At 41.3% G+C, this 14,668-nt stretch carries 20 protein-coding genes and 1 other RNA gene; 8 read left to right on the top strand and 13 right to left on the bottom strand.

The annotated features are described in order from the left end of the window. Positions 1–157 precede the first annotated feature (157 nt). A complete protein-coding gene (locus tag RHO15_04300; protein ID WVD64739.1) occupies positions 158–427 on the bottom strand; it encodes a helix-turn-helix transcriptional regulator in 270 nt (89 codons plus the stop codon). 146 nt (positions 428–573) lie between these two features. Between RHO15_04300 and RHO15_04295 the strand changes: the two genes are divergently transcribed. After that, positions 574–816, top strand: a complete 243-nt coding sequence (locus RHO15_04295) for a helix-turn-helix transcriptional regulator (protein WVD64738.1) — start codon at positions 574–576, stop codon at positions 814–816. A 69-nt stretch (positions 817–885) separates the two neighbouring features. Further along, positions 886–2,184 (top strand): DUF3644 domain-containing protein, encoded by a 1,299-nt coding sequence (locus RHO15_04290; protein ID WVD64737.1) that lies wholly within the window; start codon positions 886–888, stop codon positions 2,182–2,184. A gap of 54 nt (positions 2,185–2,238) precedes the next feature. Here the strand turns inward: RHO15_04290 and RHO15_04285 are convergent, their stop codons facing one another. The 5 genes from RHO15_04285 to smpB form a co-directional block, all read right to left on the bottom strand. After that, positions 2,239–2,964, bottom strand: coding sequence for a tyrosine-type recombinase/integrase (locus RHO15_04285; GenBank protein WVD64736.1), 726 nt, complete (start codon positions 2,962–2,964; stop codon positions 2,239–2,241). A 42-nt stretch (positions 2,965–3,006) separates the two neighbouring features. Beyond that, positions 3,007–3,435, bottom strand: coding sequence for an integrase arm-type DNA-binding domain-containing protein (locus RHO15_04280; protein ID WVD64735.1), 429 nt, complete (start codon positions 3,433–3,435; stop codon positions 3,007–3,009). Positions 3,436–3,626: 191 nt separating this feature from the next. After that, positions 3,627–3,989, bottom strand: a transfer-messenger RNA (tmRNA) gene (ssrA, locus tag RHO15_04275). 143 nt (positions 3,990–4,132) lie between these two features. Then, positions 4,133–4,648: a DUF2165 domain-containing protein gene (locus RHO15_04270; GenBank protein ID WVD64734.1), complete on the bottom strand. Its 516-nt coding sequence runs from the start codon at positions 4,646–4,648 to the stop codon at positions 4,133–4,135. 333 nt (positions 4,649–4,981) lie between these two features. Beyond that, positions 4,982–5,467, bottom strand: coding sequence for an SsrA-binding protein SmpB (gene smpB, locus RHO15_04265; GenBank protein WVD64733.1), 486 nt, complete (start codon positions 5,465–5,467; stop codon positions 4,982–4,984). A 141-nt stretch (positions 5,468–5,608) separates the two neighbouring features. Here smpB and RHO15_04260 point away from each other — a divergent pair, with 141 nt between their 5' ends. From RHO15_04260 to RHO15_04235, 6 genes are all read left to right on the top strand, one after another. After that, complete coding sequence (locus RHO15_04260; protein ID WVD64732.1) at positions 5,609–6,043, top strand: type II toxin-antitoxin system RatA family toxin; 435 nt, start codon at positions 5,609–5,611, stop codon at positions 6,041–6,043. Further along, entirely contained in the window at positions 6,036–6,308 is a 273-nt protein-coding gene (locus RHO15_04255; GenBank protein WVD64731.1) for an RnfH family protein, read from the top strand. The genes RHO15_04260 and RHO15_04255 overlap by 8 nt, the downstream gene beginning before the upstream one ends. 1 nt (position 6,309) lies before the next feature. After that, the gene (gene zur / locus RHO15_04250) at positions 6,310–6,792 is read left to right on the top strand and encodes a zinc uptake transcriptional repressor Zur (GenBank protein ID WVD64730.1); all 483 of its coding nucleotides are present in this window, start codon (positions 6,310–6,312) and stop codon (positions 6,790–6,792) included. A 167-nt stretch (positions 6,793–6,959) separates the two neighbouring features. Further along, a complete protein-coding gene (arsC, locus tag RHO15_04245) occupies positions 6,960–7,331 on the top strand; it encodes an arsenate reductase (glutaredoxin) (protein WVD64729.1) in 372 nt (123 codons plus the stop codon). Beyond that, positions 7,328–7,684, top strand: a complete 357-nt coding sequence (locus RHO15_04240; protein WVD64728.1) for a hypothetical protein — start codon at positions 7,328–7,330, stop codon at positions 7,682–7,684. The genes arsC and RHO15_04240 overlap by 4 nt, the downstream gene beginning before the upstream one ends. Then, positions 7,684–8,070: a hypothetical protein gene (locus RHO15_04235; protein WVD64727.1), complete on the top strand. Its 387-nt coding sequence runs from the start codon at positions 7,684–7,686 to the stop codon at positions 8,068–8,070. Before RHO15_04240 ends, RHO15_04235 begins: the two co-directional genes overlap by 1 nt. A 172-nt stretch (positions 8,071–8,242) precedes the next feature. Here the strand turns inward: RHO15_04235 and RHO15_04230 are convergent, their stop codons facing one another. The 7 genes from RHO15_04230 to RHO15_04200 form a co-directional block, all read right to left on the bottom strand. Continuing rightward, positions 8,243–8,605 (bottom strand): hypothetical protein, encoded by a 363-nt coding sequence (locus RHO15_04230; GenBank protein WVD64726.1) that lies wholly within the window; start codon positions 8,603–8,605, stop codon positions 8,243–8,245. A 160-nt stretch (positions 8,606–8,765) separates the two neighbouring features. Next, positions 8,766–9,383 (bottom strand): transcriptional repressor LexA, encoded by a 618-nt coding sequence (lexA, locus tag RHO15_04225; protein ID WVD64725.1) that lies wholly within the window; start codon positions 9,381–9,383, stop codon positions 8,766–8,768. A 187-nt stretch (positions 9,384–9,570) separates the two neighbouring features. Beyond that, positions 9,571–10,161, bottom strand: a complete 591-nt coding sequence (gene yfbR / locus RHO15_04220; protein WVD64724.1) for a 5'-deoxynucleotidase — start codon at positions 10,159–10,161, stop codon at positions 9,571–9,573. Between the two features lie 87 nt (positions 10,162–10,248). Beyond that, positions 10,249–11,166 carry a UDP-3-O-acyl-N-acetylglucosamine deacetylase gene (gene lpxC, locus RHO15_04215; protein WVD64723.1) on the bottom strand — a complete coding sequence of 306 codons (918 nt, stop codon included), beginning with the start codon at positions 11,164–11,166 and terminating at the stop codon, positions 10,249–10,251. Between the two features lie 79 nt (positions 11,167–11,245). After that, positions 11,246–12,412: a cell division protein FtsZ gene (gene ftsZ / locus RHO15_04210; GenBank protein ID WVD64722.1), complete on the bottom strand. Its 1,167-nt coding sequence runs from the start codon at positions 12,410–12,412 to the stop codon at positions 11,246–11,248. A 94-nt stretch (positions 12,413–12,506) separates the two neighbouring features. After that, positions 12,507–13,760 (bottom strand): cell division protein FtsA, encoded by a 1,254-nt coding sequence (gene ftsA, locus RHO15_04205; protein WVD64721.1) that lies wholly within the window; start codon positions 13,758–13,760, stop codon positions 12,507–12,509. 25 nt (positions 13,761–13,785) lie between these two features. Continuing rightward, complete coding sequence (locus tag RHO15_04200; protein WVD64720.1) at positions 13,786–14,649, bottom strand: FtsQ-type POTRA domain-containing protein; 864 nt, start codon at positions 14,647–14,649, stop codon at positions 13,786–13,788. Between the last annotated feature and the right edge of the window lie 19 nt (positions 14,650–14,668).

The following is a 14,668-nucleotide window of genomic DNA, read 5'->3' as shown; positions in this document are numbered from 1 at the left end:
ATGTGTCTGTCATGTCTATAATAGCCGTTAAAATAGTGGTGTTGCTTGGGATTGCCGTCGCCGTCACTGCGAAGCAGTGACGGCTGTGCTTATGCTGTTGCTCGGAGTGCCCACTTAACTTAAAACCATGGCAATCCCTTTTAGCACCTAATTTAAATTAGGTGCTAAAAGGGATTTGGTTGTTTTCATCCGCATTTTTTATCCTCACTACTCTAGTTTTGTTCACGTAGCGAGAATGCCAAATCTGTTCAGGTTGCATATCAAGCGCACTAGCAATAATCTGCTCCCCTTTTGTCCACGGTCGCACAAGTGTGCTGGGTAAAGTTGAAGGTGCATATCCTGATTGCCTTGATAACGTGGATAACGATGTACCTTTCTTTTTAAGAGCAGCAATAACATCCGCAGGATGCCAGTCTTTTTTCATCATAACTTTTTCTCCTTAGTGATATTCATTACCTCTTGCACTACGATAAACGTAGCACTTAGAGCGATAAAAATATACGATTATCGTAGCTTCTGATTTTATATTGCAGAGGTTACAGTGAAAAATACCAATAAATATAGGGATCTTTTTTGCTTGAGACTAAAAGCAGCTCGATTAAAAAAGGCTTATCACAAAAAGAATTAGGCAAATTAGCTGGAATTGATGAGTTTGTAGCCAGTACTCGTATCAACCGCTATGAGCAAGGGATTCATGAAGCAAGTTTAGATACAGCAGGAAGACTGGCTGAGGCATTAGATGTACCATTAGCTTATTTATGTGCGGAAGATGATAAATTAGCTGAAATGATTTTGAAATATAAGAATAATAAATAGTATATAAAGTACTCTTGCTGGTTCAAAAAAACACTTTAACCTTCTATTTTATTAAAGGAATCCAATAATATGAAGATAAGTAAGACACAAGCTAAATTATTTATATTTTTGAAACAAGCCGAAGAAAGAAAAAAGCAATTTACAATTGAAGAATTAATTAGCGCGACTGGATGGAAAAAAATAACATTTGACACTTATTGGCAAAAAGGTCAGCTATCTGATTTTATAAATAAGGTTGATGATACTAACTTTGAATCCTTTGGTTGCAATAATATAACGGAAATTGAATTTGTTAAAATGTTATCTCAAAGTAAACACCGGAGAGGATTAGGTCATAATTGTAAGTCTAAACTAGCCAAATCACTTTTAATTAAAGCAAAAGACAATTTCCAACTATCGATTGAACTTTATAATAGGCCATCCCTTGAAAATAGAATGGATGTATTTGTTATGTGTTTTTGTGCAGCTTGGGAGCAATTCTTAAAAGCGGTACTTATTGAACAAGATGGTGAGGATTCTATTTTTAAAAAAGCCGGGAAAAAAGGAATAAAAGAAACTATTTCATTAAGAGATTGTTTGGCTACATACTATGCAATAGAATCAAACATAAGAAAGAATATAGAAAAGATAGTCTATATTAGAGATCAAGCTGTTCATTTGCTGATCCCAGAAATTCAAAGTGTAACATCTAGAATCTTTCAGTCAGGGGTCCTAAACTTCACATCCGAATTTGAATCATTTACAGAGATTCCAATAGTAAATAGTAATCATGCAGGAATGCTTTCTATTGTTGGTGAATTCAAACTTCCTCCTCTTTCTGTAATGAAAGCTAATTATGGTGATATGGCTGATGATATTTTAGAACTTGCTACATCTTTACAAGATGAGATAGAAAAAAATAATGCAATAGAATTTGCCATACCTCTTAAAGTAAGTTTGGTATATGCCACTGATAATGGGGAAACGCTAATTAAATTAGCAAAGGCTGAAGATGGAATTGAAGGTTTGAAAAAAGCTCTTTTCATTGAAAAACCTATAGATAGAGCCATATCACACCCTTATTTACGCAGTAAGGCTATTACTGAAATTAATAAATTACTAAGGGAAAGGTTTATTGAAGATAAATTATCCAAACATCTAGTCTGTCAAGATAAAACAAGTAATAAATATTGTATTAATAGTAACTGTTTTGAAGCTGTAATTGATAAAAATAAATGGAAAAATTCAAATAATCAGTTTCACTATAAAAATAAGGATCCCGAATTACATTATTATTCTTATGAACTGGTAAATGAGTTTATTAAAAAAATTATGGAGCATGAAGGCTATCTTTCACGCGCTAAGACTAGTTACAACAAAAGAAAATAAATTAGCAATATTTTATTAACCAGATAAAGCAACAATATCGGTTGCTTTATCTGGTTAACTCCTATTTCCATAAACCCACCTCCCCCACCAAGCCATTAATTCCTTGCGCTGTTCAAGGTAAGTAGAACGATTATAAGCGCGCCTTACTTCATTTTTGTCGTTATGGGCAAGGGCTGCTTCAATCACATCGGGATTAAATTTGGCTTCGTTCATGGCGGTACTGGCGATAGAGCGTAAGCCATGAGCCACCAATTGACCGCCATAGCCGATACGCTTAAGTGCTGCGTTCGCGGTTTGGGGATTGAGGGGTTCGTTGCGATTAATACGGCTAGGGAACACATATTCACTACCACCACTCAGCGGTTTCAATTGTGCTAATAGTCCTAACGCTTCATCAGATAGTGGTACGGTGTGGGCTTTTTTGGCTTTCATTCGTTCAGCAGGGATATGCCATAGTTTGTTTTCAAGATCGATTTCAGCCCATTTTGTTCCTGCTGCTTCTGACGGTCTGACTAAGGTGAGCAGTTGCCAGAGCAGTAAAGCACGAGTCGTGACTTGTAAGTTAGACATACTGATATCACGCATAAGTTGCGGCAATATCTCGGGTCTTACTGTGGGTAAGTTTTGCTTTTTCGGTTTTTCAAATGCCTGACTAATAGTCGAGGCAGGATTCGCCTCTAGCAAACCAGTATTGATGGCATAAATCATTATCTCATTGATACGCTGGCTTAACCGCCTTACGGTTTCGAGTGCACCGCGGGTTTTAATTGGCTCTAACACCTGTATTAAGGTTCTTGCCTTAATCTCGGTGATCGCCATATTTTAAATACAGGGAAAGACATCTTTTTCCAGCGAGCGCCAAATATCTTTAGCGTAATCTTCGGTAATGCTCTTTTTCTTAAACTCAAACCATTTTTTAGCGACATTAATAAAACGGCTCTCTTCAGCAATTTCAGCTTGCTCTTCTTGCTCGGCTGCCTTTGTTTGTGGATCGATACCTTTAACTAATAAGGACAGGTATTCATCACGTATTTTTCTGGCATCAGCTAAACCCAGATAAGGATAAGCGCCAAGACTAATATTGGTGCGCGCTTTTGTATCTGGACGTTGATAGCGAAAACGCCATAGTTTTTTACCTGAAGGTTTGATCAATAGAAATAGACCGTCACCATCATGAAGAGTAATTTCTTTATCAATAGCTCGCTTCTTTTGAATTTCTGTATTGCTTAGGGGCTTAGTTAATCTTCCCATTAGTACACCTCCTATCGGTCACAAGAAAATTGATACACGAAATAGTGTAACATAGAATCGTGTACCTAAAAATGTACCAATTTGAGTTGGACTTCCTTGGATCAGTCTGGATGGTGTTGGAAACAAAAAACCCATAATTCTTTATTTTACAATGAATTATGGGTTTCAATAGACTTCTGTGGAACAGTATGTGGTGGAGCTGGCGGGAGTTGAACCCGCGTCCGAAATTCCTACATCCTCGGTACTACATGCGTAGTTTGTTTTTAGATTTCATCGAACCGCTGCGAACAAACACGCCACTTCTCGACTAGCTTGATTGAGTTTAATGCTTCCGCCCCAAGCAAGGCTTCCGCACGATCTCTTTTGGGTTTGACCTCTCTTGATCCCCGTCCTAAGAGCGGAGGCTAGGGAGAGAGGGCTCTGAGCAGGTTATTAAGCTGCTAGTGCGTAGTTTTCGTCGTTTGCGACTATTTTTTGCGGCTTTTTACGAGGCCAACCGCCCCTCGGCATGCACCTTGGGTTTCGCAAATCCCGTCGAATCCAGAATCAGCCCCAAGAACAGAATCGCTATTATAGCAAATTTATCAGATATCACTAGTGCAATTAGTGGATTAGCCGATTAATTGCGCATCATGACACCTTATTTGCCGAAAATCCGCCGGTTGGTGAGACGATGTTGATTAATCAGCACCCTGCTTTACTCATCGTCCTCATCGGCATCATAATGATCAAATTCCGGCATCACCAGATAGATTAAGACTAAAATAATGGTCACAAAAAAGCGGAAGCTATCGGGAATCACATCCCATTTGCTTGACATCCACACGCCATACCAGCCACCGGCAATTGACATAAAACCGACCTGCCAGACTAAAAACCCCAGCGTCAGCCCAGTAATAGCAATGCTTTTCTTTTTATTAAACACCGGCGCCGGTGCTTTGATATTTTTTAATAGGATAAAGCTACCCAGCCAACATAAGACACAGGTAATCGCCTGCAGGATAATGACTAAGATAAAACCACCATGCTGAATAGATGGCGAGCTAACATAGCGATATTTAATCGGTGAGTTGGGATTAATAGTGTCCATCTGAAACATATGATAGACAAACTGAAAGTTGGTTTCATAATCAGTGATGTTACTGAAGATGACTAAACTCATAAAAAATGCCATTGCCATAATCAGTAAAATTTTCGATATTTTAATAGCCACAGGTTCTCCTTTTCCAGCAATTTGTCATCATGACAATACCCAAACGCGCGACTTTAATTGATTATCTAATCAATCAAATTATTTTCATACTATTACTAATCTTACGATTTTCAAGTGCATTCTATTTATTTATCAATGAAATAGGCATTTCCTATCATGCTATTTGATTTCTATCAAAATCCTGACAAAAAAGTCAGTAATTTATTGATAAATAACAAAATTTATTTTTATCGTTGCAAAAGATCAACTGACCAATCAAACCGAAAAAAAGGGATAAAAAAACCGTTGATAATAATCAACGGCTTAGGAAAATGATGATTTATTTTGAGCGGATTAACGTACGTTGGCATTTTTCATCATACGCTCTTTACTGCGTTGCCACTCCCGATCTTTGATATCTTCGCGTTTATCATGTTGTTTTTTACCTTTGGCGGTACCAATTTTGACTTTAGCCCAGGCATTTTTCCAGTACAGGGAGAGCGCTACCACGGTATAGCCATCACGGCTCACCTGGCCTATCAAAGAGTCCAGCTCACGCTGGTTAAGTAGTAGTTTACGCGTACGGGTTGGATCACAGACTACATGCGAAGAAGCTACATTTAACGGCGTGATGGTGGCACCAAACAGCCAAGCTTCGCCATTTTTAAAGATCACATAACTGTCGCTGATATTGGCTTTACCCGCGCGCATCGATTTGACTTCCCAGCCCTGTAACTCAAGACCAGCTTCAAACTCTTCTTCGATAAAATACTCATGCCGTGCTCTTTTGTTCATGGCAATGGTTGCCGAGCCCGGTTTATATGTTTTTTTCTTAACCATACTTACTCATTACCTAAAATGATTATTACCGATTATTATGCCATAAAAAGCGTTAATTGGATCAATATGTTGTGATTAAGATTTATTTTTATAAGCGGATATATGCTATAATGGCAAAAATTTTAACTATTCAGATTAGCTATGCCTCAAATTTGTTATTCAGTTTCAGAATCTTATAGTACCAAACAGCTGTTTGATCTCGTCAATGACATTAATGCCTATTCGCAGTTTGTGCCGGATTGTATTCACAGTGGTATTCTTTCACAACAAGATAACGTCATTACGGCGTTTATTGAGGTTGAAAAGTTGGGGATTCGCAAACGTTTTATCACCAAAAATACCCTGATTGAGCACACTAAAATTATGATCGAACTGGTGGATGGTCCATTTAGCCGACTTAGCGGTTATTGGTCTTTTACGCCGCTGGATGATCAGCGTTGTAATATTGGCTTAAACTTGAACTTTGAATTTAAAAGTAAACTGATTGAACTGGCTTTCAGTCGTATTTTTAAAGAGATCATGACCAATATGGTTGACGCCTTCAGCAAACGGGCTAAGCAGGTTTACGGTGATTAAGTTAAGCGTGGTATACGCCCTGCCCGCAGATATTACGCTGCTTGAGTGTCAGGTTGCTGAGGGTACGACAGTACTGGCCGCGATTAAACAATCTGGCTTTTTAACGCAGTGTCAGCTCGATATCAGTACCTTAGCGGTCGGTGTATACGGTCAACGCGTTGAGCTTGATGACATTGCTGAGGCTGGCGATCGGATTGAAATTTATCGGCCACTGTTAGGCGATCCAAAAGAGATTCGCCGCCGGCGCGCGAAAGAGCAGCAATAAGATGAAAAAATGTGATAATCCCCAGCATCATCATGCCAAAAGCAGTCAGCTATGCCACGAGCATACCCTGACCAAAATCGAGATGATCTGTGCCAAACGTAATATCCGTTTAACCGCGCAGCGTAAAGCGGTTATTCAGTTGATGTTAAAAGCCGATCGCGCCATGAGCGCCTATGATCTGCTCGATCAGCTGCGTGAAATTGAGCCACAGGCAAAGCCTCCTACCATCTATCGGGCGCTAGATTTTTTAATTGAACAAGCCTTTATCCATAAAGTGGAATCGCTCAATAGTTATATTATCTGTCCTAATTTTGATGACTTAAGCCATATCTCGATTCTGTTTATCTGTAATCAGTGTCAAACCATTCACGAGCAGCACTCAGCGATTATTGAACAGGAGCTGCAAGCTATGGCCAAGCAGGATCAGTTTACCATCCAACATAGCGTGCTGGAAATTCAAGGTACTTGTCAGCACTGCCGGTAAGCCGGTCATCTTAATCTTGAGCAGATAGGGCTGGCACCTATATAAACCACCAATCATACAAAACAGCCCCTGCCGCTCATCTATCCTCTGACAGCAAACTATTGGTGTAATGCGCGCTTTGCCCTATACTATAGCCTGTCAATTATATGATCATCAGAGATACGGATATGTCAAAAACATCACAACACGTTATCATCTACCACAATCCAACATGTTCTAAAAGTCGTGAAACCTTGGCATTGTTAGAAAGTCAGGGCATTGAGGCGGAGCAGATACGCTACTTAGACACGCCGCCGACGATTGCCGAACTCAAAACCTTGCTCAGTAAACTCGGGATGCACTCAGCCAGAGAGTTGATGCGCACCAAAGAGGACTGTTATCAAGCCTTACAGTTAGATAATCCTGACTTATCTGAAGCGGCGCTACTGACGGCAATGCAGGCTAATCCGATATTAATTGAGCGCCCCATCGTTGTGACTGAGCAGTCAGCGCGTATTGGTCGGCCGCCAGAAAGTGTTCTGGATATCCTCTCAACGTGACCGTTTGGATCATCCTGCTTTGGCTGATTAATGTTGGCCTGGATACGTTAGGACAAACCGCTTTCAAATACGCTGCGATGCAGCCTAATCAGGTGAACGGTTGGGTATATTGGTTCAATCTGTTTACTAACTACTGGGTCTGGCTGGGCATTGGCAGCTATCTGCTGCAGTTTTTGTTATGGCTGGCTTTTGTCAGTCTGGTGCCATTGTCCGTTGCCATCTTGATGGCGTCAGCCAATATGATCACGGTGATGCTGGTTGGGCGTTGGTTATTTGCTGAGCCGCTGACGAGTTTACGTATTATGGGAATCGGACTTATCACACTGGGCGTCATCATGGTAGGGTTTGGCTAATGTGGCGATTTTATCTGAGCGGTTTTTCATTACTGCTGTTTTTTGATACCTTTGGCCATCTCTGTTTTAAATATACCGCGCTGGCAGCGATGCCATTTGTGTGGGATATTGACTGGGTGGGACGAGTGCTGAGTAGTGGCTGGATGTATCTCACCATATTGAGCTACAGCGGCGCTTTCGCGACCTGGATGATCTTATTAAGAAAGGCGCCGATTGGTCCAGCCTTTGCCATTTCGCATATGCAGGTTATCACGGTCATGCTGACCTCGGTTTGGCTATTTAATGATAGCCTCTCAACACTGCGTATTCTGGGTGCCGGCCTGATTATGCTGGGCATTGTGACGCTGGCTTTCGCCGAAAGGCAGCTTAACAGACCCAAAGACTAAAACCAGCATAACGCGATATCAGGTATTGAGATGCCTGGTATCGACGTAAATTGTAGAGAAGAATTGTAGAGACGCAGTTTAGAGGCTAATCGGTAAACCAGTTCACGCGTTATTGATGCAATAAAAAACCCCATCGTTTAGTATGAGGCTTATCGGTTAGGGAATCAGACGGTTAGTAAATATCTTGCGGATCATCCAGCAATTGATTATCGTGCCCTTCTGGGATCCCGCGTCCGCGGGTTAATGGCACATAAGAGCCTGAGCTGGTTTTAAACTGACACTCGCCCAGATACCATGAGTACTTGGTATCGGCATGCATACTCACGCCACGAAAATAGCATTGTGTTGTGCTATAGAGCGGTCGCCAGCAGATAATCGAGATGATAATAAAGATAACCACCGCCGCGGCAAAAAACCACTTTAAATGCTGCCAAATCAGTGACCAAAAACCGACTTTTCGAATACGGCAATAGAGTACGATCAACACAATCAGGGCGATAAAACCGAGTAACTGAAACAGCGCAAACCAGATCATAAGAGTCTCTCCAAAATAATTATTACAGTCGATATTGATTTATGCTGACCCTGTCTCGATATACGCAGCAGATAAAAAAACACCCGAATAATCATGCTTATCAAGCATTATTCGGGTTATATTAGCACTCAGGGCGTTAAAGTAAAATACTAAAATTCAATTACATCCAGGTGGCATTACGAATCACACCCACCGCTAAGCCTTCGATAGCAAACTCTTGTTCAGCCAAATCCACATCAATTGGCATAAACTCTTCATTTTCAGCGATTAATCTGACTTTATTGCCTTTACGCTCAAGCCGTTTAACAGTCACTTCATCATCAATACGCGCCACAACCACCTGACCATTACGTACATCTTGAGTTTTATGCACCGCAAGTAAGTCACCATCTAAAATACCAATATTTTTCATTGACATACCGCTAACGCGCAGTAAAAAGTCAGCACTCGGTTTAAACAGCACCGGATCGACCTGATAATGACTTTCAATGTGCTCTTGGGCTAAAATCGGCGATCCTGCGGCGACACGGCCAATTAACGGTAAGCCCTCCATCGCTTCATCACTTTCTAATAGCAGACGAATCCCTCTGGAGGATCCGGCGATCATCTCGATAGCACCTTTACGGGCTAAGGCTTTGAGATGCTCTTCGGCAGCATTAGCTGAACGAAAACCGAGTTGATTGGCAATTTCGACCCGTGTTGGTGGCATACCGGTTTTAGCAATATGCAATTTAATCAGATCATAGATCTGCTGTTGGCGTGCAGTTAAGGCTTTCATCTTTGAATCCTGTCTATTTATACAGATAACTGTGATTATATACAGGATGGCTAAATATGCAACCCTTTATTTAAGTCAAGGCTTGATCAGCGGTGATAATTTTCGAGAATGGGTCACAGAATAAACAGCTTAGTATGATATGAGTCCCGGCTAAAATCATACCAATCATCAACAAATAAAGCGGCAATTACGGTAAGGTGATTTCATCCAGCGACAGACTAAAACTTGGCACAAACACGTGCATAAAATAGTCCATTTCTGGACTATTGCGTTCCGAGAGAGTTTTCTTCAGACGCTGTTCGGCCAGTTTAAACTCATTGTTACCAGCACTCATCTCTTCAATCGTTTTAAGATAAGCACATAAAGCATCCGCTTGTTTAACCAAATGCTTTTCATCGTCACTGTAATAGTCATCATCAATATAAGGCCGGAAATCATCGCGTAGCTCATCAGGCAGCATATCAATCAATTTTTGCTGGGCGATTTTCTCGATTTTCTTATATTCATGGGTAATTTGTGGATTGTAATATTTGGTTGGCGTTGGCATATCTCCGGTAAGCACTTCCGAAGCGTCGTGATACATGGCCAGCAACGCAACCCGCTGCACATCAACCTGACCGGCAAACTTCTTATTTTTAATCACGGCTAAGGCATGAGCGACAAAAGCGACTTGCAAGCTATGCTCGGACACATTCTCGGTTCGTACATTACGCATTAGTGGCCAGCGGCTAATCAGTTTAAGACGAGATAAATGGGCAAAAAAATGGCTGTTTTTCATAGTGAGATAATCCGCTTAGAAGTAGAAAAACAAAAACGCTCACATCTGAGCAGATGAAAGCGTTTCAGAGAAAAACTTAAAACTCAATTAAGCATGAACTAAGCTTTTTGTTCCTAAAGCTAACGGTACACTTTGTTCATCTTCAAAGGTCACAAATTCCCATGCATGTTGGTTAGCCAGCAGTGCTTGCAGTAATTGATTGTTTAAGGCGTGGCCTGATTTATAAGCGGTGACTTCACCAATAATGTTGTGTCCACACATATATAAATCACCGATGGTATCCAGCATTTTATGACGCACAAACTCGTCTTCAAAACGCAAACCATCTTCATTTAACACACGATAATCATCAACCACAATCGCACAATCTAAACTACCACCAAGACATAAACCTTGTGATTGTAAGTATTCGATATCACGCATAAAACCAAAGGTTCTCGCGCGGCTGATTTCACGCATAAAAGCATCAGCAGAAAAATCTAACTGATAACGCTGCGAGCTAGCATCAATGGCCGGATGATTAAAATCAATCGTGAAATCAAGTTTAAATCCGTTGTAAGGCTTAATCTCCGCCCATTTGTCGTCTTTTTCAACACGGATCGTCTCTTTGACACGAATAAATTTTTTCGGCGCATTGAGCTCTTCAATGCCGGCATCAAGCAGTAAATAGATAAATGGACTCGCACTACCATCCATAATCGGAATCTCTGGCGCATCAACTTCGATAATAATATTATCGATACCCAGTGCCGCTAAAGCCGCATTGATATGTTCAACGGTTGAAATACGTACGTTAGCTTCATTCACCAGACAAGTACAGAGCATCGTATCGCGAACTGATTTGGCATCAACAGGAAAATCTACCGGCGGATTGAGGTCCGTACGACGATAAATAACTCCGGTATTTTCTGCCACAGGTCTTAAAATAAGCGTCACTTTTTTACCTGTATGTAAACCAACACCCGTTGTCTGTATCGTACGTTTTAGTGTTCTTTGTTTTACCATAATTCCCTCACTACCTTAACTACCCTAACATCTTTATACTTTATATTTATTAAGACTCAATTTTTGATAAAGCGTTCAATTAATCTGCCTGTTTACGTAAAAAGGCAGGAATATCTAAATAATCTTCTTTACTCACTGGCGCAGCAGCAGGTTGATCATTAACCACTTGTGCAGGTCTCACTTCTTGATGGACTGGCGTTGTCGCCGCAACAGCCGGCTGATAACGTGGCGACTCAACAGGTGCCGCTGTACGCGAAGCTAATGAAGAGACCACTTTCACATCAGGACGTTTATCCATACCCACACCCGTCGCGACAACAGTGACCCGAATTTCATCAGACATTTCCGGATCCAGCGTTGTACCAATCACAACCGTCGCATTATCAGATGCAAACGCTTTGACGGTATTACCGACAGTTTCAAACTCTTCTAAGCTTAAATCTAAACCAGCACTCACGTTGACTAACACGCCTCTGGCACCAGAAAGATCAATATCTTCTAGTAATGGACTAGAAATCGCCATCTCAGCGGCTTCTTCAGCACGATTATCACCCGTTGCTTTACCCGATCCCATCATGGCATAACCCATCTCTGACATCACGGTACGCACATCGGCAAAGTCCACATTGATTAAACCTGGACGGGTAATCAATTCTGCAATCCCTTGTACTGCGCCCATTAAGACACCATTGGCAGCTGAGAACGCATTTAATAACGTCACGCCACGGCCCAATACTTTGAGTAGTTTATCATTTGGGATGGTAATTAATGAGTCAACATGCTGGGCAAGTTCAGCAATACCTTGCTCGGCAAAAGCCATTCGCTTTTTACCTTCAAAACTAAACGGTTTAGTCACAACGGCCACCGTTAAGATACCTAACTCTTTTGCAATTTCAGCCACAACAGGCGCCGCACCTGTTCCGGTTCCGCCACCCATACCGGCGGCGATAAAGACCATATCAGCACCTTCAAGTGCATTACGAATACTTTCTCTGTCTTCTTCTGCTGAAGTACGACCAACTTCAGGATTCGCTCCTGCACCTAAACCTTTAGTAATACTACTACCAATCTGAATGGTTTGACCTACCTTTGATTTTCTTAATGCTTGAGCATCAGTATTGGCAGCAAAGAATTCAACACCTTCAATGTGCTCAACTACCATATACTCAACCGCATTTCCGCCACCACCACCGACGCCGATAACTTTAATTACCGGTTCGTTAGTTGCTACCATAGGTTCAAACATAATCCTTCTCCAATTTTACGCTTTACATCACGCTTTGCTAATATTGTACAATCATGCTTGTACAATGTCACGTATATAATTGTCACGTTTTATATTAAAATTCTTTTTTAAACCAGCCTGTTGCGCGCTTAAAAATTCCTGTCACTGACTTTTTATTTTTGCCTTCGGAATCATCGGCTAAAATTCTGGTTTTACCGTAATGTAAAAGCCCGACCGCTGTTGAGCAGTAAGGTTTTTGCACATAATCAGTTAAGCCTGAGATGTTCAGCGGTTCACCAACACGAACTTGTGTCTGGAAAACGCGCTCAGCACACTCCACTAAACCTTTAATTTGTGCTGATCCACCGGTTAATACAATACCGGCAGCCAGCTGATGTTTGACATTTTGTTGTTTCAGTATCTCTTGTAAGGTATGAATCTCTTTATTGACCAGATTCAATAATTCGGTATAGCGCGGTTCAATCACATCAGCTAAGGTTTGTTGCTGTAGTCGTCTTGACGGACGACCACCAACACTTGGTACATCAATGAAATCATCTTTACCGACTAAAGCACCGATCGCACAGCCATAACGAATTTTGATATTTTCCGCATCCATTGGTGGCGTACCAAAAGCATAAGCAATATCGCTGGTCACCACATTACCTGCATAAGGAATCACGGCCGAATGACGTAAAGCACCGCCGGTATAGACCGAGATATCCATAGTTCCCCCACCGATATCAACCACACAGGCACCGAGCTCTTTTTCATCTTCGGTTAATACCGCATAACTCGAGGCTAAACCAGAAAAGATCAACTGATCGACTTTTAAATGACAACGTTCGACAGCTTTAACGATATTTTTAGCCATATCATTGTGACAGGTAATCAGATGCACTTTAGCTTTCATTCTGACCCCAGATAAACCAATCGGGTTTTTAATGCCCTCTTGTAAATCAATCGAGTACTCTTGCGGTATCACGTGTAAAATCCGATGTTCATCTAATACTCTGACCGATTTTGCGGTATGAATCACATTGTCGACATCATCTTGCGTCACTTCTTCGTCAGAAATCGGCACCATACCAATCTCATTTTGGCAACGAATATGTTTGCCTGACAGTGACAAATAGACCGATGAAATTTGACAATCAGCCATTAATTCAGCCTGATCAACGGCACGCTGAATCGATTTGACCACCGATTCTAAATCATTCACGCCGCCTTTATCGACACCTTTTGATGGACAGTGGCCAACACCAATGACATTAACAATACCATCCGGTAAAATTTCACCGACTAACGCCAATACTTTTGACGTGCCGACTTCGAGTCCTACGACGAGCTTCCTTTCTGTTAACTTCATGCTTTTAGCCTTTAATCCTCACTGCTTATTTATTAATCACTGTTGATCGTTCTACTGCCGCGCCATTATCATAACGCAAATCAACAATATGAATACGCTCATCCGCGGTGGTTTGTGCCTGAATTTCTGGATATATCATCATAAAGCGTTTTAAACGGTCATCAAGTTTTTTTCTGCCGATTATAATATCGATATTTTGATTATCCATACAAAGCAAACCCTGTTCTTTATTCGTTGTTTTTATACAAGGTTTTATTTTAGCCGACCATGAATAACGCTCGTTCACGCTAATCGAGGTCATCACCAGTTTAACTTGGTCCTGGTCGTTACGCATTTGTGCCATTAAAGTTGAAAAATGTTGATACATCTCAAGCACACTCGGCTCTTTATTTTCAGGGCCATAGAGTAAAGGCAAATCCTGTTGTGAGAGCCGATCAGGCGGTAAACTAAATACCGTTCCTTGTTCATCCAATAAAAAAGCGTCGTTCCAGTGGGCGATCGGATGGTACTCGAGTATATTCACAATCAGTTTATCCGGCCACTGCTTTCGTACACTCACCTGTTTAATCCAGGGTAACCTTAACACTTCTTGCTGAATAACATCAACATCTTGTCCAACAAAAGTATCCGGCAACCCTAACGATAATATTGCCTCGCGAATATCCTGATCACGGGTAAACTGGCGATCGCCGGTAATCGTTAGCTGTGACAACACCGCTTGCTCAGGATTATCTAACCAACGCACTAAGCTATCAACAACCCAGACTGTCGTTGCGATGACAAACAGGAAAAAGAAAAAACCGACAATCTGTTCAGTACTCTGAAACAGCCAGCGACGCTTTTTCTTGTTAATCACCTTTTTCGGTGCGGCCTGACGTACTTTTTTCATTGTTTCATCTATATTGCGC

This window comes from Orbaceae bacterium lpD01, from assembly GCA_036251705.1.
GTDB classification, from domain to species: Bacteria; Pseudomonadota; Gammaproteobacteria; order Enterobacterales; family Orbaceae; genus Utexia; species Utexia brackfieldae.
This window is presented reverse-complemented; position numbering and strand designations above follow the sequence as displayed.

Excerpts from the sequence above, each read along its gene's own strand:
- RHO15_04290 (WVD64737.1), top strand. The coding sequence starts at position 886 with ATGAAGATAAGTAAGACACAAGCTAAATTATTTATATTTTTGAAACAA.
- lexA (WVD64725.1), bottom strand. The coding sequence starts at position 9,383 with ATGAAAGCCTTAACTGCACGCCAACAGCAGATCTATGATCTGATTAAA.
- RHO15_04200 (WVD64720.1), bottom strand. The coding sequence starts at position 14,649 with ATGAAAAAAGTACGTCAGGCCGCACCGAAAAAGGTGATTAACAAGAAA.
- ftsZ (WVD64722.1), bottom strand. The coding sequence starts at position 12,412 with ATGTTTGAACCTATGGTAGCAACTAACGAACCGGTAATTAAAGTTATC.
- smpB (WVD64733.1), bottom strand. The coding sequence starts at position 5,467 with ATGGTTAAGAAAAAAACATATAAACCGGGCTCGGCAACCATTGCCATG.
- RHO15_04235 (WVD64727.1), top strand. The coding sequence starts at position 7,684 with ATGTGGCGATTTTATCTGAGCGGTTTTTCATTACTGCTGTTTTTTGAT.
- lpxC (WVD64723.1), bottom strand. The coding sequence starts at position 11,166 with ATGGTAAAACAAAGAACACTAAAACGTACGATACAGACAACGGGTGTT.
- ftsA (WVD64721.1), bottom strand. The coding sequence starts at position 13,760 with ATGAAGTTAACAGAAAGGAAGCTCGTCGTAGGACTCGAAGTCGGCACG.
- RHO15_04230 (WVD64726.1), bottom strand. The coding sequence starts at position 8,605 with ATGATCTGGTTTGCGCTGTTTCAGTTACTCGGTTTTATCGCCCTGATT.
- RHO15_04280 (WVD64735.1), bottom strand. The coding sequence starts at position 3,435 with ATGGGAAGATTAACTAAGCCCCTAAGCAATACAGAAATTCAAAAGAAG.
- arsC (WVD64729.1), top strand. The coding sequence starts at position 6,960 with ATGTCAAAAACATCACAACACGTTATCATCTACCACAATCCAACATGT.
- yfbR (WVD64724.1), bottom strand. The coding sequence starts at position 10,161 with ATGAAAAACAGCCATTTTTTTGCCCATTTATCTCGTCTTAAACTGATT.
- RHO15_04300 (WVD64739.1), bottom strand. The coding sequence starts at position 427 with ATGATGAAAAAAGACTGGCATCCTGCGGATGTTATTGCTGCTCTTAAA.
- zur (WVD64730.1), top strand. The coding sequence starts at position 6,310 with ATGAAAAAATGTGATAATCCCCAGCATCATCATGCCAAAAGCAGTCAG.
- RHO15_04260 (WVD64732.1), top strand. The coding sequence starts at position 5,609 with ATGCCTCAAATTTGTTATTCAGTTTCAGAATCTTATAGTACCAAACAG.